The following is a 20887-nucleotide window of genomic DNA, read 5'->3' as shown; positions in this document are numbered from 1 at the left end:
GCCTGGTCACAGGCCCCCCTCAACGGTGCTGGCCCCTTGAGTCATACGACTTCCGAAAAATTCCGTAACGTGTCATGGAGTTTTTCCGACTGGAGGGAGAGGGAAAAAGTAGGGATTTCCGGGAATTGAAGGAACATCCAGCTCTTTTCTGGATGTTACGGAAATGAACGGAATCCGTATCACAGGACAGCCAGAGCCGCCTTCACATCAGGTCAGACCTTCCTCAGTCTGCCCTGGAGCCATCTGCCATCCACCATCCGCCGTTTGCTTGACACCCCCCCAGCGCGCGCGTAGACTACCCCCTGCCCTGCCGCCTGTGGCGTGGGTGCTTGGTCGGACTTCGGGGCGTAGCGCAGCCTGGTAGCGCACTTCGTTCGGGACGAAGGGGTCGGAGGTTCGAATCCTCTCGCCCCGACCAGCTTAGGACCACGGCCCTCCCCAGCGCGGGAGGGTTTTTCTGTACCGGAGCCCTGTATGCGCGTATACGCCATCGCCGATCTGCACCTGGCCTTTGTAACGCCCAAACCCATGACGGTGTTCGGGCCGCAGTGGGCCGGGCACCCGCAGGCCATCTTCGACCGCTGGCGCGAGGTGGTGCGCCCTGGCGATCTCGTGCTGCTGCCCGGCGACCTGTCGTGGGCCATGCGCCTGCCTGAAGCGATGCAGGACCTCGCGCCCGTGGCGGCGCTGCCCGGAACCAAGGTGCTGCTGCGCGGCAACCATGATTACTGGTGGCCCACCGCCAGCAAACTGCGCGCCGCCCTGCCCCCGGGAATGCTGGCGGTGGTGAACGACGCCGTGCGGGTGGGCAACGTGGTGGTGTGCGGCACACGCGGCTGGCTGACCCCGGGCCACGAGCCCCTCCCGGCCGACGACGGGCGCCTGCTGGAGCGCGAGGCCGAGCGCCTGCGCCTGAGCGTGACGGCTGCCCAGGCCCTGCGCCAGCCCGGCGACCGGCTGCTGCTGATGCTGCACTATCCGCCCGCCACCCCGCCCTACCCGGCCAATCCCCTGACCCGCGTGATTGAAGGTGCCCGGCCGGACCTGATTGTGTACGGGCACCTGCACGGCGTGCCGCCCGAGCGGGCCATGCGCCATGTGGCCGGCATTCCTGCCCACCTGGTGGCGGCCGACGGCCTAAAATTCACCCCCAAACTGCTGCTGGAGCCAGACGCGCCGGCGCCCGGCGTGCCGGGCTGAGCTGCCCTGCACGGGCCCCTGCACAGCGGCCCGCGCAGGGCTGTCAATTCATTCCCCCAGATTCAGAAGTCTGTGAGAGGGCGCCCCCTATCTTCAACCTCTCAGGTCAGGCTGCCTGCTGTTCCTATGCCCGGCCCCGGAGGTGCTTGCCCATGCCGCTTCAAACGTCTTCTCTGCGCTCCTCGCCTGCCGCGTGGCAGGAAGTGGACCGCCTCAACGACGAGGCCGACGCGGTGCTGATGCTCTCCATGCAGCGTGCCCAGGACCTGGCGACCCAGGCGCTGGCCCTGGCCGAGCGCAGCGGCTTTGAAGCGGGTGTGGCGCGCGCCCGGATGCTCATTGGCTACGGGCACTTTTACCTTGCCAACTACCCCGAAGCCAGCGCGGCGTTTCAGGAGAGCGCGGCGCTGGCCGCCCGCCTGGGCCTGACGGCCATTGAAGCGCGCAACCTCAACGGGCTGGCCATCACCCACGTGAAGACCGGTCAGGTGGGCGAGGCCCTGGAATACCACCTGCGCTGCCTGCAGATGGTGCAGGGCATTGGGGACCGGGTGGGGCAGGGGCGCACCCTGAACAACATTGGCAACCTGTACCTGGACCTGCGCGATTACGCCACCGCACTGCCCTATCACCTGGAAGCCCTGCAACTGGCCCGGCAGATTGGGCACCCCATCCTGATCTCCAGCGCGTCCATCAACGCGGCGCTGGACTACCACGAACTGGGCCGCTTTGAAGAGGCGCTGGCGCTGAATGAAACCACCCTGGCCCGCGCCCGCGAAGCCGGGTACCGCCAGCACGAGTTTCTGCTGCTGGCCAACATGGCGGCCAATCTGCTGGCCCTGGGCCGCCTGGAGGGAGCCCTGGCCCATGCAGAGGCCGCCACGCAGGGCTCGGAGGAACTGGGCGACCGCGAGAACCTGTGCGACGTGCTGGTCACCCGGGGCCGCGTGCTGTCGCGCCAGGGCGAACTGGAGGGTGCGCGCGCCGTGCTGTCGCAGGCGGTGGCCCTGGCCGACGAGCTGCGGCTGACCCTGCGGCAGGCCGAGGCCAACCTGCACCTGTCCGGGGTGCTGGAAGCGCTGGGGCTGTACCGCGAGGCGCTGCACCACGCCCGCCGCGCCGCCACCGCCGAACAGGCGCTGATGGCCGATGTGCTCAGCCGCCGCACCCAGGTGCTGGCCACCCAGCTGAAGGTGGAGCGCCTGGAGCACCGCGCTGCGCAGGAGCAGCTGCGCAACCAGGAGCTGTCCAGTGCCAACGCCGCGCTGCAACAGGCCCAGGAGCGGCTGGCCTATCAGGCCCAGCACGACGCGCTGACCGGACTCTTGAACCGCGCGGCCTTTGAGAGCCATCTGGAAGAGGCCGTGGCGGGCGGCCAGCCGCTGGGCGTGCTGTTCCTCGATCTGGACCATTTCAAGCAGGTGAACGACACCCTGGGCCACGCGGTGGGCGATCAGCTGCTCATTCAGGTGGCCGAGCGGCTGCGGCGTTCGGTGCGCGAGGGCGATCTGGTGGCCCGGCAGGGCGGCGACGAATTTACCGTGCTGCTGCGGCGGGTGCGCGCCCACGAGGAAGCCGAGGCGGCGGCCGGGCGCATTCTGGCGGCGCTTAGCGAGCCCCTCACGCTGGCCGGACGCGAGCTGACGGTCACGGCGTCTATTGGCGTGGCCCTGGCCCCTGAAGACGGCAGCGACGTGACCACGTTGCAGAAGAACGCCGACCTTGCCATGTACCTCGCCAAGCGCGAGCGCCACGCGGTGCGCCGCTTTCAGGCGGATCTGGGTGCGGCGGCCCTGGAACGGCTGGAACTGGAACAGGCCCTGCGTGTGGGGATTGACCGCCAGGAACTGCGGCTGTACTACCAGCCCATCGTGCAGGCGCGCAGCCTGGAACTGGTGGCCCTGGAAGCCCTGGTGCGCTGGCAGCACCCCACGCTGGGCCTGCTGCCCCCCGGGCGCTTCATTCCGGTGGCCGAGACCAGCGACCTGATAGTGCGCCTGGGCGACTGGGTGCTGCGCGAGGCCTGCCGCCAGCTGCGCGAGTGGCGCGCGCAGTGGCCAGGGCTGTGCATGACCGTGAATGTGGCGCCGCGCCAGTTCGCCCGCCCCGGCTTTGCCGCCAGCGTGCGCGCCCTGCTGGCCGAATACGCCCTGGACCCCGACGCCCTGATTCTGGAGGTGACCGAGGGCGCGGTGATGGCCGAGGACGGCACCCCCCACGAAGCGGCGATGGCCGGCACGGGCCTGAATCTGGCGCTGGACGACTTTGGCACCGGCTATTCCAGCATCAGCCGCCTGCACCGCCTGCCTGCCCAGTGGCTCAAGATGGACCGCTCGCTCATTCAGGACCAGGGCGAGCCGGAGGGGGGCCGGTCCTCGCGGCCCATCGTGCGCGCGCTGATTACCTTTGCCCACGAGGCGGGCCTGAAGGTGGTGGCCGAGGGCGTGGAGCGCCCTGAACAGCTGCGTGAGTTGCAGGACTGGGGCTGCGACCTGATTCAGGGCTACCTGATCGCCCGCCCCGCGCCCCCGGAGGCGCTGGACCTGCACGGGCTGTTCTACCCGGCGCCCCTTACACGCTGAGCAGGCCCAGCGCCACGCCCCGGGCCACCGCCCCGGCGCGGCTTTGCACGCCCAGCTTGGTAAAGACCGCCTGCACATGGAACTTCACGGTGCTCTCGCTGACCCCCAGTTCGCGGGCGGCGCGCTTGTTGCTGTGGCCCTCGGCCAGCAGCGCCAGCACGTCGTGTTCGCGGGGGGTCAGGGTGACTTCGGCGGGCAGGGGGTCATCGTCTGCCGCTTCGGGAGACAGGGTGCCGGGCGGCGCCACCACCAGCCCCGCCGCCGCGCCCAGAACGCCCGCCACCAGTTCGCCCGGCGTGGCGTCTGGGGGCAGGGCCGCCCAGCCGCCGGTCAGCACCCTGTGCAGCGTGCCTGCCCACGCGCGCGAGCCCAGTGCCACCACTGCCTGCCCGGCCAGCGCGGCGGCGTCGGGCAGCCAGCGGTCATCCACGATCAGCACGTCGGGGCCCTCGTCCCCGGCGGGCGGGTACAGCCCGGCCCCCGCCAGAATGGCCTCCACGCCCGCCGCCAGCACGGCGGACCCCAGGGCCACCCGCACAGTGGGCTGGGCGATCATCCCGGGCAGCGTCATGCTCAAGGGTAGCGCCCTGCCCCGCAGCGAAGGTCAAAGCGGCGGCCGGTAGAGCTGCGGCGTCCTGCGCCCGGCGGTGCGGGTGCCTGTTCACAGGGCAAGCCCCACGGAAGAGTCAGAACGCTTGAGGTGCCGGCCCGGGCGGGGTCAAGCGCGGTCAGCGCTCCCCCACGGTCACGGTCACGTCCTGCTCCTCACCGCCGCGCAGCACCTTCAGGGTGATGGACTGGCCAGCACGGTCCCGCACCCGGCCCAGCAGTTCGCGCGGGTGGCGCACCGCCTCGCCGTCCAGGGCCAGCAGCACGTCGCCCACCCGCAGGCCGGCCGCCTCGCCAGGGCTGCCCGCTTCCACCTGCACCACCGTCAGGCCCAGGCGCCCGGTGCGCCGCGCCCAGCCGCGTTCCCCCGGTCCCCGGCCCCAGGGGCTGCCCCGACCGTCGCGCTGCGCCGCGCCCACTGGCTTGTCCCCGGGACCCGGAAAATGCACCGGCTGGGTGGCCAGCCCCAGGTAGCCGCGCGGCACCCGGCCGGTGCTGGCCAGCAGCGCGGCCACCTCCAGCGCGCGCTGGGCCGGCACCGCCAGCAGTTCACCGCGTGAAACGCCCGCGTTCAGCAGGCCCACCAGCCCCCCGCCCGCCCCCAGCAGCGCCCCGCCGCTGACGCCACGGAAGGGCGCGGCGCCTGTGGGCAGCCAGTTCCCCGGTTGGGGCAGGCGCGCCATAAAGCCCAGGGTGGCCTGCAGGCCGCTGCCGGGGCGGCCCACCGCCAGCAGCAGTTCGCCCACCCGCACCCCGCCGGCCAGGGCCAGTGGCGGGGCGTCCAGGTCCTCTATTCGCAGCAGCGCCAGGTCGGTGGACGGGTCGCGGCCTGCCACCGCTGCGCTCAGGCGCTGGCCACCGGCGCCCAGCACCGTCACGTCATCGGTGTGCAGCAGGTGGGCCACAGTCAGCACCTGCCCGGGGGCCACGACGGTTCCGCTGACGGGGCGGGCCGCCTGCACGGTCACCAGACTGGGGGCGGCGGCCTGAACAGCGTCGGCCATGGCGCTGGAAAGATCAGTCAATAGGGTCATGCCGCCATGGTGCGCCGCGCGGGGCGAACATACGCCCTCCGGTTGGCCAGCTCTGCCCCCTGGCTGAATGGGGAGGGCGGCCTCTGCCCTTCCGGTCTGCGGCGGCCCAGTTACGCTGCGGGCGTGACGTTGCCGCCGCATCCCTTCCGGGCCCACACGGCGTTCCGGCACGCGGCCTTTGCAGGGCAGGGCACGCCGCGCCGCCAGTTTCTGCCGCGTGAATTTCTGGTCACCCTGCTGGAACAGGCCCCCGCCCGCTGCACGACGCCCCCGATCTGGACTGGGCACTGGCCGAGCGGGTGCATGACCCGGCGTATCTGCACCGCTGGCGCGAGGGGCAGGTCACCTGGGCCGAAGAACGCGCGCTGGGCTTTGCCTGGACGCCAGCCGTGACCGCGCGCGGCCTGGCCAGCAGCGGCGCCACCCTGACTGCCACGCGCGCCACCCTGAGCCTGGGGTGGGGGCTGAACCTGGGCGGCGGCACCCACCACGCCCACGCCGACCACGCCGAGGGCTTTTCCTTTCTGAACGATGTGGTGATTATTGATATCTGCGGAGATCGGGAACAGAGGACATCCGGATCATGAGGAGGCACATGGCGACAGGCAGGGCGATTTCTCCTCTCCTCCGCAGAGAGCCAAACCCTCAGGGCGTGACCAACCTCGGCAGGTATCAATAAGTCGCTCGCAGTTGATCTTTAGATCAACCGAGCGGGCTGGAACAGCTGCGCCGCAGAGCGAGTCTCGAACAAAGGACGTTGCACCGGGCGTGGAGACTTTGCGGTGCTCTCCTGCAAAGTCGTAACGTGAGGTGCAACGTCCTTAGCGCCCGCTGGCTGCTGGACACCGCCCAGGCCGCGCGGGTACTGGTGCTGGACCTGGACGTGCATCAGGGCAACGGCACCGCCGCCCTCCTTGCCGACGAGCCGCACGTGCTGACAGTCAGCGTGCACGCTGAGCACAATTACCCCTTTCGCAAGGCGCGCAGCCGTCTGGACGTGCCCCTGCCCGACGGGACCGGGGACGCCGCCTATCTGGCTGCGCTGGCCCAGCAGGTGGCGCCCGTGGTGACCGCCTTTGCCCCCGACTTCGCCTTTTACCTGGCCGGCGCCGATGTGCTGGCCGGCGACCAGCTGGGCCGCCTTGCCCTGAATCTTGCCGGTGTGCGGGCGCGTGACCGCCGCGCCTTTCGCTGGGCCGCGCGCACCCGCACGCCCCTGGTCACGGTGCTGGCGGGCGGCGACCACCGTGACCCCGCCACCCTGATTCAGGCCCGGCTGAACACCATAGACGAGGCGCTGGCGGCGCTAACGGCGACCCGTTGAGCAACAGGCGGCGCTGGGCACCGGCGCCTTCAGCACCCCCCCTCAGCGCACCACAAAGTCAATTTCCACCACCGCTGTCACGTCCTTGTCCAGGCTGCTGGTGTCGTAGCTGCCGCTGTCCTCCACACTGGTTTCAAAGCGCGGGGTGATCTGAAAGACGCCCATGCGGGCCGTCTTCACGGCGCCCACCTCGTTGCCCGCGCTCTGGGCGATGGCCTGGGCGCGGCGCTGGGCGTCCTGGCTGGCTTCTTTCAGCAGCGTCAGGCGCATGTCGGCCAGTTTGGTGTACAGGTAACTGATCTCGCCGCTTTCCACCGTTACGCCGCCGGTGCTGGCGTCCACAAAGGCCGAGGTCGCCGCGCCCACAGCGGCCTGCACCCGGTCAATCTCGCCGGACTGCACGCGGTAGGACTGGCTGACCACGTAGCGCGTGCGCTGCACTTCCTCGTTCTCGCCGCCAATGGTTTCAATCGTGCTATAGCTCTCGGGCCCGGCACTCACAGGCTCGCGCCTCAGCTCGCCCTGGGCGAAGTTCTGGCCGCGCAGGTAGGTGTCCAGCGCAGGCTGCGCGGCCCGGAACTGGGCATAGGCGTTTTGCAGGCTCGTGTCGCTGGCGCTGCGCACGGTAAACGTCCACACCGCCAGGTCCGAGGTGATGGAGCGCCGCGCGCTGCCGGTCACGTTAATCACGTCGCTGGCGTTTCTCAGGTCCGCCAGGCCCCGCACCACCACGAAGCCGGTGGCCAGAAAGGCGGCAGAGGCAATGGCGGTGGCCAGCACGGCGCTCAGGCCGGCGCGGGAAGCAGGGGTCATGCCCCCAGCGTACGGGATGGCGGGCGGGTCCGGCGCGGCAGGTCAAGTCGCTCGCTGCCAAGCCCCCGATCAACCGAGCGGGCTGGAACAGCGGCGCCGCAGAGCGAGTCTCGAAAAAAAGTGCGTTGCACCGGAAGTGGAGACACTTCGGTGCTCTCCTGAACAGTCGCACCATGAGGCGCAACGCACTTAGCACCGCCAGCGGGCCCCGTGACGCCCGGTGCCTGGGGCCGCTATCATGGCCCCATGACGGCACTCCTCACGCCCCCGTAGCGAGAGTCGAGACCGCGCTTACCCCCACCCACAGACCGCCGGGCCGCGCCCCTCAGGCCCGCAGGAGTTCCCATGACGAGTCCCGACCAGCCCTCTGCGGCGCTTGCCAGCGAGATTGCCCGCCGCCGCACCTTTGCCATCATCTCTCACCCCGACGCCGGGAAAACCACCATCACCGAAAAGCTGCTGCTGTACGGCGGCGCCATTCAGGAAGCGGGCTCCGTGACCGCCAAGGAAGGCCGCAGCCACACCAAGTCCGACTGGATGAGCATTGAGCAGCAGCGCGGCATTTCCATTTCCAGCTCGGCGCTGACCTTCGAGTACGCCGGGCGCCACGTGAACCTGCTGGACACCCCGGGCCACCAGGATTTCAGTGAAGACACCTACCGCACCCTGACGGCCGCCGACTCTGCGCTGATGGTGCTGGACGCCGCGCGTGGGGTGCAGGCCCAGACGGAAAAGCTGTTCGCCGTGTGCCGCAACCGGGGCATTCCCATTCTCACCTTCGTGAACAAGATGGACCGCCCCGCCCAGGACCCTTTTGAGCTGATTGCGCAGGTGGAAGGCACGCTGAAAATCACGGCGGTGCCGCTGACGTGGCCCATTGGCGACGGCCCGGACTTCAAGGGCGTGTACGACCTGCAGACGGCGCAGGTGCTGGCCTTCGAGCGCACCTCCGGGGGCAAGCACCGCGCGCCTGTGCAGACGGCGGGCCTGCACGACCCGCAGCTCGAAGCGATGGTGGGCGCCGATCTGGCCGCCAAGCTGCGGGAAGACGTGGAGCTGATTCAGGGCGCCATGCCCGAATTCGACCCGGCCGGTTTTCTGAACGGCGAGCTGACCCCCGTGTTTTTCGGCAGCGCCATGAACAACTTCGGTGTGGAGCACTTCCTGAGCAACTTCGTGGAACTGGCCCCGCCCCCAGGTCCGGTGGACACCAACCTGGGCGAACGCGCCCCGGAAGCGCCCTTTGCCGGCTTCATCTTCAAGCTGCAGGCCAACATGAGCCGTGCCCACCGCGACCGCACCGCCTACATGCGCGTGATGAGCGGGCACTTTGAGCGCGGCATGGACGTGACCCACACCCGCACCGGGCGCAAGCTGCGCCTGTCGCAGGCGCACACCCTGTTTGCCCAGGACCGCGAGAAGGTGGAAGAGGCGTACCCTGGCGATATCGTGGGGCTGGTGAACCCCGGCGTGTTCCAGATTGGCGACGTGGTGAGTGTGGACGCCAAGGTGACCCTGCCGGGCTTTCCGCGCTTTACCCCCGAAACCTTCGCCACCATTGCCCTGAAAGACGTGGGCAAGCGCAAGGCGTTCATGAAGGGCCTGACCCAGCTGGCCGAGGAAGGCGTGGTGCAGGTCTTTTACCCCACCGATGGAGCGCGCGACCCCTACCTGGGCGCCGTGGGTCCGCTGCAGTTCGAGGTCTTTCAGGCCCGCCTGCAGGAGGAATACGGCGTGGAGGTGGAGTTGAATATCACCAGTTATGGGCTGGTGCGCTGGCTGGCCGGCGACCCGGCGGGTGTGGCCCGCTTTGCCCGCCACGTGGAAGACGACCAGGGCCGACCCGTGATGCTGTTTCGCAGCAAGTACGACCTGGAATACACCGCCGAGCAGCACCCAGAAATTGAATTCCTGCCGCTGCCCAAGGACCTGACGAGGGTGTAGAGGCGGTGATGGGCTGTGGGGCGTGGGTTGTGGGCAAAGCCCTTCTTGCAACCGACAACCCACCTCCCACCACCTCCCTGAAAGGTTCCGGTGATGGGCCGCGTGCGATCTTTGCCCAGATGCGCGCGGCTTTTGTGGTGGTGTTCGGCGGGCTGGTTCTGGCTTCGGCGCAGGCGGCCCCGCCGCCCGGGTATGTGCTGCAGGGGATGCCGCTGGTCCGGCAGACCTACAATGCCTGCGGCCCCGCCAGCCTGACCCAGGTGCTGGCCTATTACGGCCTGAAGATGAACATGGCCGAGGTCAGCCGCCAGACCCGCCCCACCGAGCGCTCGTACATGAGCGCCCAGGCCATCGTGAAGTTTGCGCCCACGGTGGGCCTGGAAGCGCGCCTGTACACCGGCGGCAGCCTGAACACGGTGAAGGCGGCGATTCGCAGCGGCATTCCGGTGATTGCGCTGCAGTCGCACATCACGGCGGCGGGCCGGGTGATTCCGCACTGGCGGGTGCTGGTGGGCTACAACGATCAGTCGGCGCAGGTGTACATCATGGACCCGCTGCTGGGCTACGTGGCCATGCGCTACAGCGATATGGCGCGTGTGTGGGCCGACCAGCGCGGCCAGTTTGCCCTGATGTACCCGCCGAAGCTCTCGGCCACGGTCAGGAAAGTGGTGGGCTAGGGGAGACGCTCCTGTCTAGCGCGCTTTCAACGTCCTGGCCCGCACCTATTGTGTCTGAATGAACCGGCGCGATATTGGGCAGAACATCCGCAATATCCAGCAGCAACTGCCTCTGCTGCCGGTGGTGCGGCCTCCAGCGCCGTGGCGGCTCACCACCTCACGCGCGGTGGGGGGCCTGACTGAGGTGGGTTTTGGCACAGGTTCAGATTGGCTCTTGATCGTGTCTGCGCAGGGCCGTGGTGTGGTGGACGGCTTAACAGGCGAACGGCTGGCCCGGGATGCAGAGACAGGCTCGGATTGGTGGAGCGGGGGGGAGTTGCTGGCCCTAGGTATTGGCGTGCTGGCCGGGCACCAGGTGCGCATGGCTGGCTTGGCAGGGGGCGGGCTGCCCGCTACCACCTACGATGGCTGGACCGTGAACATAGAAACTTTCGAGTGGCCTGTGCGCAGCGTGATCTTGAAGCGGCCAACTTGGTACGAGCAGGCAGACGCTGCACAAGGCTGCGCGGTCATTGCCAGAGAGCCTGAACTGCGCGCCACAGGGTTTTCCCCAACAGGCCAGTGTCTGGTGGTCGCTACCAGCAGCGAACTCTACCTGTACACCCGGTCTGAGGGGGAGTGAGGTTCGTCTCTAGAAGCGCGTGCGTCTCAGGTCAGCAGAGACGGACGCGCCACGCCCTTTTTTGACATCTTCTGCCGGTACATGCGCTGATCGGCTTCCTCGAAGGCCGAGATCTTGGGCGCGTGGCCGGTGTGCGCCACCCCGAAGCTCACGCCAGAGGTGGGGTACTCGGCCTGCATCTCGCTCTCAATCTCGCGCACCCGGGCCACCAACCGTTTTTCCTCGCTGGGGGGAGCCAGCACAGCGTACTCGTCGCCGCCCAGACGGTAGGTGGTGATGCCCTCGCCTTCCAGGGTGCGCAGATGCCGCGCAAAGGCGCGCAGCAGTTCGTCGCCCTTCAGGTGGCCCTGCTTGTCGTTGATGCCCTTCAGACCGTCAAGATCCATCACAATCAGCAGCTGGTTGCCGGATGCGTTGAATGCCTGCTCGAAGGCGTAGCGGTTGAGCAGCCCCGTGAGGGTATCGGTGCGCGCCAGGGTCAGGGCCTGGCGCAACTGGGCGATGGACGCCTGGTTCTGGCGGCTGAGCAGCCGGATCAGGTCGGCCAGGGCAAAGGCCAGCAGCAGGCCGTCCAGGGTGCCGCCCAGCAGGGTAAACAGTTCGGAATTGAAGGGCACGTCCGGCGTGAGGCCCACATTGCCGGGCAGGATAATCGCGGCCGGAAGAAACAGGGCCAGCAGGCCCAGCACGAAAAAGCGCGCTGGCTCAAAGCCCTGGCGCCAGCTGATCACGCCCGCCACCAGGGCCAGCACCAGCCACAGTGAAATGGCGCCCGTGGCCAGCACGTGGGCATAGGGCAGCAGGAAAAATGAACTGGGCAGCAGCGCCAGCGACAGCCAGATCACGCCCCGGCTCAGACGGGCCAGGCGCGGCAGGCGGGTGTCCAGCTGCAAAAAGTGCAGGTAGAAGAGCGTGTTCAGCACCGGCAGCAGGAAAAACCACAGGTAATGCAGCCGCAGGTCGCGCAGCCCGAACACGTCGGCGGGAATGTGGAAGGTAAAGGCCCAGCCCGCGCAGTAGGTGAGCATGTAGGCCGCGTAGTACAGAAACGAGCGGTTGCGGGTGCCCGCGTACACGAACAGGTTGTAGACCGACAGAGTAATCAGTGCGCCCAGCGCGGCCAGAATCAGGAAGTTTTCGCGTGAGACCTTGCGGCGGTAGTCCGCGCGGGAGCTGACCACGAATTCGGGCTGCGAGGCGTAGAAGGGGCTGCTGAAGCGCGCCACCAGCCACGCCCGCTCGCCGGGGGCCAGGGTGATGTCCACCCCATAGTGCAGCATGTAGGCGTGTTCGGCGCGGTAGCCGGTTTCGATGATCTGGGGCGGGCGGCCCTGGCGGTAGAGCCGGGCGCTGACCCGTTCAATCAGGGAGCCCTGCGGCGAGAACACCCATTCGCGGTTCTGGCTGGGGTTACGCAGCTCCATGACCAGCCATGACTCGTCGCCGGTCAGGCGCACACGTGGAACGGCGCGGAGTGACTGTTTCCAGGTGGGCACGGCGGCCCCGGTGGCGGGAAAAGCGTCCGCTGTGCCCCGGTACAGCGCAGAGGACACGGTCAGGGCGTCCGGCGACGCGGCGGCGCGGCCCAGTCCCACCAGTGCCAGCAGCAGGACAAGAACCGTCAGAACAGTACGGGACCGGCGATCTGAGTTCACGAACACTTTCCTCCCAGAGAATGACCTCAGTATAAAGTGAGGAACCTCACGTCAGATACCATGCCGCTCCCGCCGCCCTTTCGCTGCAGCCATCATTTCCTGCAGAGATGCCGGTCGGCTTGGCCTGTTGGGTGGGTCTATACCCCCATTGTGGTCTCACCCTTTTTCATGAAGACTGCGTGAACCCATGCCCCGACCTGATTACCTTTTCCTTCCGGGCTCTGTTCTCATGCACGCGCCGCTGGTCCTGCAGGGCGCAGACATGCGCGGCTTCTTTCTGAAGGGCGACCCCGAAAAACTGCAGGCCACTGTGGACGCGGGCCTGAACCGCGCGGCGCAGGGCCACGCCACCTTTCGCGTGCTGTCGCCCTACGTCATGCTCACCTTCACGCGGGTGGGCCACGCGCACTCTGCTCATCCCAGCGACGCGGCCAAGGGCTGGATCACCGAAACCGACATCATCACCTGGATTCCGGTGGGGCAACTGGATGACCGCGGACGGCTGCAGCACCTGTACTTCTACCCGGTGCACATCTGGGTGGACGACACCATGGCGCTGATCAACGGGCGCGAACTGTACGGCTACCCCAAATATGACTGCCAGTACGAGATGCCCGCTGCAGGCGAGGCGGGGGATTTCCGGCTGCGGGTCAAGGGCTTCGAGCCCTTCTCGCCGGGCACCCAGATTGCGTGGCACCCCCTGCTGGAGCTCACGCCCCACGCGCGCGGCGGCCTGCTGGGCGGCCTGAAGGACCGCGCCCGGCCCATTCAGACCTTCGGGGATCTGGTGCGCGGCGCCTTTGAGGGGCTGGCCCACCTGCCCGACTTCCTGATTCCCGATCTGGCCGGCTGGGAAGACCTGCTGTCGCTGCTGGCCGAGCCGCGCACCGACCAGCTGTTCCTGAAGCAGTTTCCAGACGGCACGGGGGTGGGGGCGGTGTATCAGGCCGTGGTGGCCGCGCCCGCCGTGGTGAACGCCGTGCATGGGGGCCAGCTGTTCGGGCAGGGCTATACCTGTACCCTGCACGACTTCGCCTCGTTTCCCCTGCACGAGACGCTGGGCCTCTCCCTGGGCGATCAGCCTGCCCACCTGCCCTTTGAGGTGCGCTTTGATTTCACCGTCACCGAGGCCCAGGAGCTCACGCCCCCGGCCCGCACCCCACCCGAGAAGATCGCCATTCTGGGCGGCGGCGTGGGCGCCATCAGTGCGGCGTACCACCTGACGCAGGAAAAGGACTGGCAGGACAAATACGACATCACCCTGTACCAGATGGGCTGGCGCCTGGGCGGCAAGGGTGCCAGTGGGCGCAACGCGGCGGCGGGGCAGCGCATCGAGGAACACGGCCTGCACATCTGGTTTGGCTTCTACGAGAACGCCTTTCGCATGATTCAGGGCATCTACGGCGACCTGGGACGGCCCCCCGGCGCGCCGCTGGCGACGTGGCAGGACGCCTTTAAGCCGCACGATTACATCGTCCTGAGCGAGCATATTGGCGAGTCATGGCGCCCCTGGCCGCTGATGTTCCCGCACCGCCCCGGCACCCCGGGCGACGGTGCCGAGCACCCCATGCTGTGGGAGGCCGCGCAGGCGCTGCTGGCCCAGATCAGGAAGTGGCTGGCGGACATCTGCCACCTGCACGTGCCCGAACCTGTGGCCGCCCCGCAGCAGCAACCCGGGCAGCACGATTCCTGGCTGCACCACCTCGCCGCCGCGCTGCAGGCCGATGTGGAGCATCTGGCCGCCAGTGTGCTGCACACCGTCGAGGGCGCCTGTCAGCTGGACTCGGCGCTGCCCACGCGCCTGCAGGGGAACGAGAACGAGCACAGTCTGCTGGCCCACACCCTGCAGGGCATCAAGGGCTGGATTGACCATCTGCTGTGCGCCCTGCTGGACCGCGACGACGAGATAAGGCGCGCCTACATCTGCCTGGACCTGGGCGTGACCACCCTGCTGGGCCTGCTGCGTGACGGGGTGCTGAAGGGCGGCTTTGACGTAATCAACGACATTGACCTGCGCGACTGGCTGCTGAAGCACGGCGCCAACGAGCGCTACAGCGTGAACAGCGCGGTCATTCGCGGCTTTTACGACCTGATCTTCGCCTACGAGGGCGGCGACTATGACCGCCCCAACGCGGAAGCCGGTACCCTGCTGCGCGCCATGATGAAGATTGGCCTGAGCTACAAGGGCAGCATCATGTACAAGATGCAGGCCGGCATGGGCGACACCATCTTCTCGCCTGCCTATCAGGCCCTCAGGGCACGCGGGGTGAAGTTCAAGTTCTTCCACAAGGTCGAGGCACTGACCCGCGACGGCGACGAGGTGGGCACCATCCGCCTGACCCGGCAGGCCACCGTGGCCAGCGGCGAGGCCCACTACGACCCCTTCGTGTACGTGAAGGGACTGGCCTGCTGGCCGAATAGGCCCAACCTGGACCAGCTGTTGCCGGAAGAGGCCCAGGCGCTGCGGCAGAGCGGCGCCAATCTGGAATCGCACTGGAGCACCTGGCCGCAGGTGTACGAGCAGACGTTCGGCAAACCGCTGCCCGAAGTCACGCTGACAAAAGGCGTGGACTTTGACCGGGTGATTCTGGGAGTGTCGGTGGCCTCGGTGCCGCTGGTGGCCCCGGAGCTGGTGGCGGGCAGCGAGGCGCTGAAGAACGCCACCACCTTCGTGAAAACCGTTCCCACCCAGGCGTATCAGCTGTGGTTTAACCAGACGCTCTCGGAACTGGGCTGGACCGCGCAGCCGGACGGCCAGCAGCCCGTGCTGAGCGGCTTTACCGAACCCTACGACACCTGGGCCCCCATGGACCAGCTGCTGTGCCGGGAGGACTGGCCAGACACCCCCGGGGCCCCAAAGAATGTGTCTTACTTCTGCTCGGTGTTCCCCGACGAGGGCCTGCCGCCGCCCAGTGACACCGCCTTTCCCGTCCACTGCGCCGAGCAGGCCAGGGCGGGTGCGCTGAATCAGGTGCAGCAGCAGCTGACCGCCCTGCTGCCCGCCGTGGGCCCGGCCGGCGAGTTCAACTGGAACCTGCTGAGCGCGCCCGACGACACCCAGGGTGAGGCCCGGTTCGACGCCCAGTACTGGCGCGCGAACATGGACCCCTCCGAGCGCTACGTGATGAGCGTGGTAAGCAGCAGCCAGCACCGCCTGCGCGCCGACGAATCCGGCTACCGCAATCTGGTGCTGACCGGCGACTGGCTGAACACGGGCCTGAACGCGGGCTGCGTGGAAGCGGCGGTGATGGCCGGGATGCAGGCCGCGCAGGCGGTCACGGGCAAGAAGGCGCCCATTCCCGGCGAACGGGACGTGTAACCGGGTGGCATGACGGGCCGGGCAGGTGATACGGACTGCCGTCCATTTCCGTAACATCCGGGAAAGAGCTGGATGTTCCCCGCCTTCGGCGCTGTTCCAGCCCAATTCCCGGAAATCCGTATTTCTTCCTTCTTCCGCTGGTCGAAAAAATTCCGGAACACGTTACGGAATTTTTCGGAATCTGTATGAGAAAGGGCGGCCCGGTCCGTCGGCGGTCTATCCCTCGTCGTGAACAGGGAAGAACAGGTCAGCCAGAAACGGCTGCGCCCCGGAGAGGCCTCGCAACACTTCGTGGGCTCTGATCTCCTGCGCGGGGCTCAGGGCCCGGGTGCGGGCGTAGACATCCAGGCCGGCCGGGGTCAACGGGGTGCGGGCAAAGACCGTTACCGCCCAGACATCCTCGGCGTGCAGCACCTGCCAGCGGCTGGGGGTCCAGCGGGTCAGCAGGCTCAGGCCGCGCCATTCCCAGCCGCCGCCCGGCAGGGGCCGGTCCAGCCCCACGATCAAGCCGGGTCGACCGCGCCGCGTGAAGCGCACCGTGTCCATTACCCGGCCGTCCGGCAGTGGGGCGTAGGTGACGCTGGGGTTGTCGCGCGTGTGCCACAGCGGCAGACTGGTGCGCACCACGAACCAGGTGCCAGAGACCACGGCTGGGTCGCTCACACGGGCCATGTCAGCCCCAGCACTGCCTCCACCGTCTGCTCCAGGGTCAGGTGCGTGCTGTCCACCACCGCCCAGCCGGCTTCCCGGAAGCTTTGCGGCGGCATCTGGCCGTACAGGCCGTCAATCAGCGGCGCCAGCACGCGGGTGTCGTAGGTCTTGTTCGTGCGGGTTCGGTTGCGGAAGTGGGCCACCTCCAGGGTGGTGTACAGGCGCACCGGGCGTACGTCCAGCCCTGCCCAGTGGGCGGCCATGGGCGCCACGTCGGTGGGCCACAGTACGTCGTCAATGGCCACGGCAAAGCCCGCCTCGGCATACAGGCGGGCGTGGTGGGCGGCGGCCGTGCGGGCCAGGGCAAACTGCCGCACGGCCTCGGGCGGATGGTCCAGCGCCGGCTGGGCCAGCCCCGAGACCACCAGTTCGCGCAGATCGTCAATAGGCAGGTGCAGCCCCAGCGGAAAACGTGACAGCAGCGCGCGCGAAACGCTGGTTTTGCCCGCGCCCGGACTGCCGCTGAACACCCAGATGGGACCAGTCATGCGGGTCATGCTAGCGATTGGACAGGGGAGAAGGAGGCTCAGCTGCCGGGCGCAGTTCGTACAGGGCTGGATCGGTCAGCAGGGCTTCCGAGAAGCTGGGCAGGGCCAGCAGGCGGCGCAGCGACTGGGCCACCCGCAGCATGACGAGGCTGGAGGTGCCCACCACATCGTGCCCGGCCGCCTCCAGCGTGAGCGTGCCAGCGGGGAGGGCAAATGGCTCTGATGCTGTGGGTTCGGCCAGCCCCCGCAGCACGGCAGCGTGAAATTCGCCGGGGAGCCCGGCGCGGCGATCTGGCGCTTCACCATAAGGCACGTCGTCCAGCGGCACTGGCGCTGGCAACACCACCACGAAGTCGCCCTCAGACTTGGGTGTGAAGGTGCCGCCCAGCAGCCCAAAACGTGGAAAGCCAGAGATGAAGTCGAGACTGACCGCCGCGTGGCGCTCCGGCCAGGAACCCGGGCGGCCCCCAGCGACACGCACTTCTGTTCCAGGCGGCAACTGGTAACCAGCGGGTAAGTCATCCACCCAGACATGCACAGACAGACTGCTCGGGTGAGGTTTTCGGAGACGGGGCCAGTATTTTGGCATGGCCTTAAATCACGAACTGGCCGTTTTCCTGCACCACCTCGCCGTCCAGGCTCAGGCGCCCGCTCGCGCGCAGGTCGGTAATCAGGTCCCAGTGCACGGCGCTGGCGTTCACGCCGCCCGTTTCGGGGTAGCTCTTGCCAATGGCAAGGTGAACGGTGCCGCCAATCTTCTCGTCGAACAGGATGTTGCCGGTGGGCACCTGAATGCCGCTGTTCGTGCCAATGCCCAGTTCACCCAGGCGCCGGGCACCGGGGTCGGTGTCCAGCGCGGCGTGCAGGACGGCTTCGCCTTCTTCAGCCGTGGCGTCCACAACCAGCCCACCCCGGAATTCCAGCCGCGCCCCGCGCACCACCTGCCCCTGGTATTCGGCGGGCACGGTGAAGGTCACCACGCCCTCGGCGCTGTCCTCCAGGGGCCCGGTAAAGACCTCGCCGCTGGGCATGTTGCGCCGCCCGTCGCTGTTGGCCCATGTCCGTCCGCCCACCCGCAGGGTCAGGTCCGTGCCGGGGGCTTCAATCCGCACCACGTCGGCGCGGCTCAGGCGTTCAATGATCCGGGCCTGCATGGTGCGCACCTCGCCCCAGGCGGCCACCGGGTCCGGGCGGTCCAGGAACATGGCGCGCATCACGAAATCCCCGAACTGCATTGCATCCATGCTGGCCTGTGCGGCGGCGTGCGCGGTCGGGTACAGGGTCAGACTCCACTTCTTGCGGGCGCGCGCGGCGGCGATGGGCGCCCGCGCAGCCAGCAGGCGGGCGCGCCGGGCCGCGTCCACCGGCGTCCCCGGGGTGGGGGTCAGCACCCGCAGGCTGCCGTCCAGCGCCTGCACGTCGGCCAGATCGGCGGCGTGGGCGGCGTCCAGCACGGCGTCGCTGGCCAGCTCGGCAAAATCCTCATCCTGGCCGGGGTAGTCCACACGGGGCACCGGGCGCGCCCCCCGGGTCAGCAGGGCGCGGGTCAGGGCGCGCAGCAGCGGCGTGGCCTCCTGCCCGCCCGCCACCAGCAGCCGCTCGCCTGCCCCGGCCATCAGGCAGTAGTCGGCCAGCAGCGCCGCGTGAAGCTCCGGGTCGTAGGGGACAAGAGGGTTCGTCTGCACGTCCGCGAGGCTACCACTGCCCAGGGCGGGGTATGCTCGCCGGATATGACGGCTCCGGCTTCCGCTCCCCACGCGCTTGATCCCCACCACACCGCTGTGCTGACCATCACCTGCCCGGACCGGGGCGGCATCGTGGCCGCCGTGTCGCAGTTTCTGCACAATCACGGCGCCAACATCCTGCACAGCGACCAGCACAGCACCGATCCCCAGGGCGGCACGTTTTTCATGCGCATGGAGTTTCATGTGGCCGGGCTGGACCTCGCGCGGGAGCCCTTCGAGCGGGCCTTTGCAGCGGTGGTGGCCGCGCCCTTTGGCATGACGTGGCGCGTGAGCTACACCACCGAGCCCCGGCGCATGGCGGTGCTGGTGAGCAGGTACGACCACTGCTTTCTGGACCTGCTGTGGCGCAAGCGCCGGGGTGAACTGAATGTGGAGATTCCGCTGGTGATCAGCAACCACGAGGACCTGCGCCGCGACGCCGAGATGTTTGGCCTGCCCTTTCACGTGGTCCCCGTGACCAAAGGGAACAAGGCCGAGGCCGAGGCCGAGCAGGTGCGGCTGCTGCAGGAAGCGGGCGCCGAATTCGCTGTGCTGGCCCGCTACATGCAGATTCTTTCGGGCGACTTTCTGGCCGCGTTCGGCAAGCCGGTCATTAACATTCACCACTCGTTCCTGCCCGCCTTCGTGGGCGCCAACCCCTACCGCGCGGCCTTTCAGCGCGGCGTGAAGCTGATCGGCGCCACCAGTCACTACGTCACCGAGGAACTGGACGCCGGGCCCATCATCGCCCAGGACGTGGTGCCGGTGACCCACCGCGAAACCCCGGACACCCTGATGCGCCTGGGCCGCGACGTGGAGCGGCAGGTGCTGGCGCGCGCGGTGAAGGCCCATGTGGAGGACCGGGTGCTGGTCCACGGCAACAAAACCGTGGTGTTCTGAGCACTGCCGGGGGAACCACAAGGGGTGTCCGTGTTCCGCCCGCCGCTCGTGTCCTTGAGCTGACCGCTCGGTAAGCGATAGGCTGATGGGCATGGAAAGCCTGTATCTGGTGCTGCTGACCCTTCACAACCTCAACCGCTGGGTGATTCTGCTCACGGGCATCTGGGCGGTGGCGGCCAGCCTGATGGGCCGCTCGGCAGGGCGGGCCTACACGGCGGCCGACCGCCGCCCGGTGGTGGCGTTTATGGGTAGCCTGCACCTGCAGGTGGTGCTGGGCCTGCTGCTGTTCGCGTTCATGGGCATGCAGAACATCCCGGTGTTTGCCGGCGCCCCGCGCTCCAGCTTTCAATGGGAGCACCTGGGCCTGGGCCTGCTGGCGGCGGTGTTTGCCACGCTGGCCAGCAGCCGCGCCCGCAAGGCGACTGGCGATCAGGCGAAGTTTGGTGCGGCGGCCCTGTGGAGCGGGCTGGCCCTGCTGACGGTGCTGCTGGCCATTCCCTGGTGGCGCCCCCTGCTGCGCTTCTTCGGCGCGTAAGGGCTGGGTTCAACCGGGAAGGGCAAGCCTCAATGGGGCTTGCCCTCTGCCGTGTGGTGCGGGTGTGGAACGGAAGCTGAACCCTACAGGTACTTCAGCACGTCCATCAGTTCGTCCACCAGTTCCTGCTCGTCGCCCCGGGTGGCGGCGGTCGCCACGTGGGCTTCCAGGTGCCCGCGCAGCACCACGTTGGCGGCGCCGTCCAGCGCGCCCTGCACCGCCTTGATCTGACGCAGCACATCCACGCAGTACACGTGGGGGTCGTCCAGCGAACGGCGAATGCTTTCCAGGTGGCCGCGCGCAATGGCCAGCCGCCGCGCCGCCCGCTTGCGGCTGTCTTCCGGCATGCACAGGTGGCCCGCGTGGGTGTGGGCCTCAACCCCCTCCTGGGGGGTGGGTGCGGGGCAGGCGGCGGCCGGATCGTGGGTCATCAGGGGGCCGAAACCTGGGCGCCGTAGCCCTCTTCCTGCACGGCCGCGATCAGCTGCTCGGGCTGGGCCGCGCCCTGCACCACGGCTTTCCCGGTCTGCAGGTCCACCTGCACGTCCTGCACGCCGGGCACGCTTTTCAGAGTCTTGGTCACGGCGGCCTGGCAGTGGCCGCAGGTCATGCCCGTTACATCCAGTTCAATCTGGGTCATGGCTGTAGCGTATATCCTCCCCCTGGGGGTGTCAATGGTCCCCAGAAGGATACGCCGCCCAGCAGCAGTTTTCGCTCTCGACTCTTGTTAATCCCCCAGGATCAGCCTAT

20 protein-coding genes and 1 tRNA gene are annotated in these 20887 nt (G+C 68.2%); 11 read left to right on the top strand and 10 right to left on the bottom strand.

Annotated elements, in window-relative coordinates; translation table 11 throughout:
* Nucleotides 1-341 precede the first annotated feature (341 nt).
* The 3 genes from C8263_RS02840 to C8263_RS02830 all read left to right on the top strand — a co-directional run bounded on the left by C8263_RS02840 (nt 342) and on the right by C8263_RS02830 (nt 3782).
* Nucleotides 342-418: transfer RNA gene (locus C8263_RS02840), tRNA-Pro, on the top strand.
* A 56-nt stretch (nt 419-474) separates the two neighbouring features.
* Nucleotides 475-1200 carry a metallophosphoesterase gene (locus C8263_RS02835; RefSeq protein WP_107136597.1) on the top strand — a complete coding sequence of 242 codons (726 nt, stop codon included), beginning with the start codon at nt 475-477 and terminating at the stop codon, nt 1198-1200.
* Between the two features lie 152 nt (nt 1201-1352).
* A complete protein-coding gene (locus tag C8263_RS02830; RefSeq protein ID WP_107136596.1) occupies nt 1353-3782 on the top strand; it encodes an EAL domain-containing protein in 2430 nt (809 codons plus the stop codon).
* Here the strand turns inward: C8263_RS02830 and C8263_RS02825 are convergent.
* On the bottom strand, nt 3772-4353 hold the full coding sequence (locus tag C8263_RS02825; protein WP_233218602.1) for a helix-turn-helix transcriptional regulator: 582 nt from the start codon (nt 4351-4353) through the stop codon (nt 3772-3774). The genes C8263_RS02830 and C8263_RS02825 overlap by 11 nt on opposite strands.
* A gap of 157 nt (nt 4354-4510) precedes the next feature.
* Nucleotides 4511-5425: a S1C family serine protease gene (locus C8263_RS02820; protein WP_233218601.1), complete on the bottom strand. Its 915-nt coding sequence runs from the start codon at nt 5423-5425 to the stop codon at nt 4511-4513.
* Between the two features lie 299 nt (nt 5426-5724).
* Here C8263_RS02820 and C8263_RS19540 point away from each other — a divergent pair, with 299 nt between their 5' ends.
* Together C8263_RS19540 and C8263_RS02810 are read left to right on the top strand one after the other, a co-directional pair.
* Nucleotides 5725-6012, top strand: a complete 288-nt coding sequence (locus C8263_RS19540) for an arginase family protein (protein WP_233218600.1) — start codon at nt 5725-5727, stop codon at nt 6010-6012.
* 218 nt (nt 6013-6230) lie between these two features.
* A complete protein-coding gene (locus C8263_RS02810) occupies nt 6231-6749 on the top strand; it encodes an arginase family protein (RefSeq protein ID WP_332888916.1) in 519 nt (172 codons plus the stop codon).
* A 42-nt stretch (nt 6750-6791) separates the two neighbouring features.
* On the opposite strand, the gene C8263_RS02805 is transcribed toward C8263_RS02810, so the two are convergent.
* Nucleotides 6792-7562 carry an SIMPL domain-containing protein gene (locus C8263_RS02805; RefSeq protein ID WP_107136593.1) on the bottom strand — a complete coding sequence of 257 codons (771 nt, stop codon included), beginning with the start codon at nt 7560-7562 and terminating at the stop codon, nt 6792-6794.
* 345 nt (nt 7563-7907) lie between these two features.
* On the opposite strand from C8263_RS02805, the gene C8263_RS02800 reads away from it, so the two are divergent.
* The 3 genes from C8263_RS02800 (at nt 7908) to C8263_RS02790 (ending at nt 10805) form a co-directional block, all read left to right on the top strand.
* Nucleotides 7908-9506 (top strand): peptide chain release factor 3, encoded by a 1599-nt coding sequence (locus C8263_RS02800; protein ID WP_107136592.1) that lies wholly within the window; start codon nt 7908-7910, stop codon nt 9504-9506.
* Nucleotides 9507-9625: 119 nt separating this feature from the next.
* Nucleotides 9626-10183, top strand: a complete 558-nt coding sequence (locus C8263_RS02795) for a C39 family peptidase (RefSeq protein WP_107136591.1) — start codon at nt 9626-9628, stop codon at nt 10181-10183.
* A gap of 58 nt (nt 10184-10241) precedes the next feature.
* On the top strand, nt 10242-10805 hold the full coding sequence (locus C8263_RS02790; RefSeq protein ID WP_107136590.1) for a hypothetical protein: 564 nt from the start codon (nt 10242-10244) through the stop codon (nt 10803-10805).
* Nucleotides 10806-10831: 26 nt separating this feature from the next.
* Here the strand turns inward: C8263_RS02790 and C8263_RS02785 are convergent, their stop codons facing one another.
* Complete coding sequence (locus C8263_RS02785; RefSeq protein WP_146160563.1) at nt 10832-12460, bottom strand: GGDEF domain-containing protein; 1629 nt, start codon at nt 12458-12460, stop codon at nt 10832-10834.
* A gap of 262 nt (nt 12461-12722) precedes the next feature.
* Here C8263_RS02785 and C8263_RS02780 point away from each other — a divergent pair, with 262 nt between their 5' ends.
* Nucleotides 12723-15779, top strand: coding sequence for an NAD(P)-binding protein (locus C8263_RS02780; protein WP_233218599.1), 3057 nt, complete (start codon nt 12723-12725; stop codon nt 15777-15779).
* 216 nt (nt 15780-15995) lie between these two features.
* Here the strand turns inward: C8263_RS02780 and C8263_RS02775 are convergent, their stop codons facing one another.
* The 4 genes from C8263_RS02775 to C8263_RS02760 form a co-directional block, all read right to left on the bottom strand.
* Nucleotides 15996-16442 carry a hypothetical protein gene (locus tag C8263_RS02775; protein WP_146160562.1) on the bottom strand — a complete coding sequence of 149 codons (447 nt, stop codon included), beginning with the start codon at nt 16440-16442 and terminating at the stop codon, nt 15996-15998.
* Nucleotides 16439-16978, bottom strand: a complete 540-nt coding sequence (locus C8263_RS02770; protein ID WP_158263729.1) for an AAA family ATPase — start codon at nt 16976-16978, stop codon at nt 16439-16441. Before C8263_RS02770 ends, C8263_RS02775 begins: the two co-directional genes overlap by 4 nt.
* A gap of 10 nt (nt 16979-16988) precedes the next feature.
* On the bottom strand, nt 16989-17459 hold the full coding sequence (locus C8263_RS02765) for a hypothetical protein (RefSeq protein WP_107136585.1): 471 nt from the start codon (nt 17457-17459) through the stop codon (nt 16989-16991).
* 112 nt (nt 17460-17571) lie between these two features.
* Nucleotides 17572-18663 (bottom strand): aminopeptidase, encoded by a 1092-nt coding sequence (locus C8263_RS02760; protein ID WP_269845088.1) that lies wholly within the window; start codon nt 18661-18663, stop codon nt 17572-17574.
* A gap of 45 nt (nt 18664-18708) precedes the next feature.
* Here C8263_RS02760 and purU point away from each other — a divergent pair, with 45 nt between their 5' ends.
* Nucleotides 18709-19602 (top strand): formyltetrahydrofolate deformylase, encoded by an 894-nt coding sequence (gene purU, locus C8263_RS02755; RefSeq protein WP_107136584.1) that lies wholly within the window; start codon nt 18709-18711, stop codon nt 19600-19602.
* A gap of 91 nt (nt 19603-19693) precedes the next feature.
* The gene (locus tag C8263_RS02750) at nt 19694-20137 is read left to right on the top strand and encodes a hypothetical protein (RefSeq protein WP_146160560.1); all 444 of its coding nucleotides are present in this window, start codon (nt 19694-19696) and stop codon (nt 20135-20137) included.
* Between the two features lie 83 nt (nt 20138-20220).
* On the opposite strand, the gene C8263_RS02745 is transcribed toward C8263_RS02750, so the two are convergent.
* Entirely contained in the window at nt 20221-20568 is a 348-nt protein-coding gene (locus C8263_RS02745) for a metal-sensitive transcriptional regulator (protein ID WP_408608026.1), read from the bottom strand.
* Nucleotides 20568-20777, bottom strand: a complete 210-nt coding sequence (locus C8263_RS02740) for a CopZ family metallochaperone (protein ID WP_107136582.1) — start codon at nt 20775-20777, stop codon at nt 20568-20570. The genes C8263_RS02745 and C8263_RS02740 overlap by 1 nt, the downstream gene beginning before the upstream one ends.
* Nucleotides 20778-20887: the final 110 nt, after the last annotated feature.

The organism is Deinococcus arcticus, assembly GCF_003028415.1.
Taxonomy (GTDB): domain Bacteria; phylum Deinococcota; class Deinococci; order Deinococcales; family Deinococcaceae; genus Deinococcus; species Deinococcus arcticus.
This window is presented reverse-complemented; position numbering and strand designations above follow the sequence as displayed.

Excerpts from the sequence above, each read along its gene's own strand:
- C8263_RS02835 (WP_107136597.1), top strand. The coding sequence starts at position 475 with ATGCGCGTATACGCCATCGCCGATCTGCACCTGGCCTTTGTAACGCCC.
- C8263_RS02830 (WP_107136596.1), top strand. The coding sequence starts at position 1,353 with ATGCCGCTTCAAACGTCTTCTCTGCGCTCCTCGCCTGCCGCGTGGCAG.
- C8263_RS02825 (WP_233218602.1), bottom strand. The coding sequence starts at position 4,353 with ATGACGCTGCCCGGGATGATCGCCCAGCCCACTGTGCGGGTGGCCCTG.
- C8263_RS02820 (WP_233218601.1), bottom strand. The coding sequence starts at position 5,425 with ATGACCCTATTGACTGATCTTTCCAGCGCCATGGCCGACGCTGTTCAG.
- C8263_RS02805 (WP_107136593.1), bottom strand. The coding sequence starts at position 7,562 with ATGACCCCTGCTTCCCGCGCCGGCCTGAGCGCCGTGCTGGCCACCGCC.
- C8263_RS02800 (WP_107136592.1), top strand. The coding sequence starts at position 7,908 with ATGACGAGTCCCGACCAGCCCTCTGCGGCGCTTGCCAGCGAGATTGCC.
- C8263_RS02795 (WP_107136591.1), top strand. The coding sequence starts at position 9,626 with ATGCGCGCGGCTTTTGTGGTGGTGTTCGGCGGGCTGGTTCTGGCTTCG.
- C8263_RS02790 (WP_107136590.1), top strand. The coding sequence starts at position 10,242 with ATGAACCGGCGCGATATTGGGCAGAACATCCGCAATATCCAGCAGCAA.
- C8263_RS02780 (WP_233218599.1), top strand. The coding sequence starts at position 12,723 with ATGCGCGGCTTCTTTCTGAAGGGCGACCCCGAAAAACTGCAGGCCACT.
- C8263_RS02770 (WP_158263729.1), bottom strand. The coding sequence starts at position 16,978 with ATGACTGGTCCCATCTGGGTGTTCAGCGGCAGTCCGGGCGCGGGCAAA.
- purU (WP_107136584.1), top strand. The coding sequence starts at position 18,709 with ATGACGGCTCCGGCTTCCGCTCCCCACGCGCTTGATCCCCACCACACC.
- C8263_RS02750 (WP_146160560.1), top strand. The coding sequence starts at position 19,694 with ATGGAAAGCCTGTATCTGGTGCTGCTGACCCTTCACAACCTCAACCGC.
- C8263_RS02745 (WP_408608026.1), bottom strand. The coding sequence starts at position 20,568 with ATGACCCACGATCCGGCCGCCGCCTGCCCCGCACCCACCCCCCAGGAG.
- C8263_RS02740 (WP_107136582.1), bottom strand. The coding sequence starts at position 20,777 with ATGACCCAGATTGAACTGGATGTAACGGGCATGACCTGCGGCCACTGC.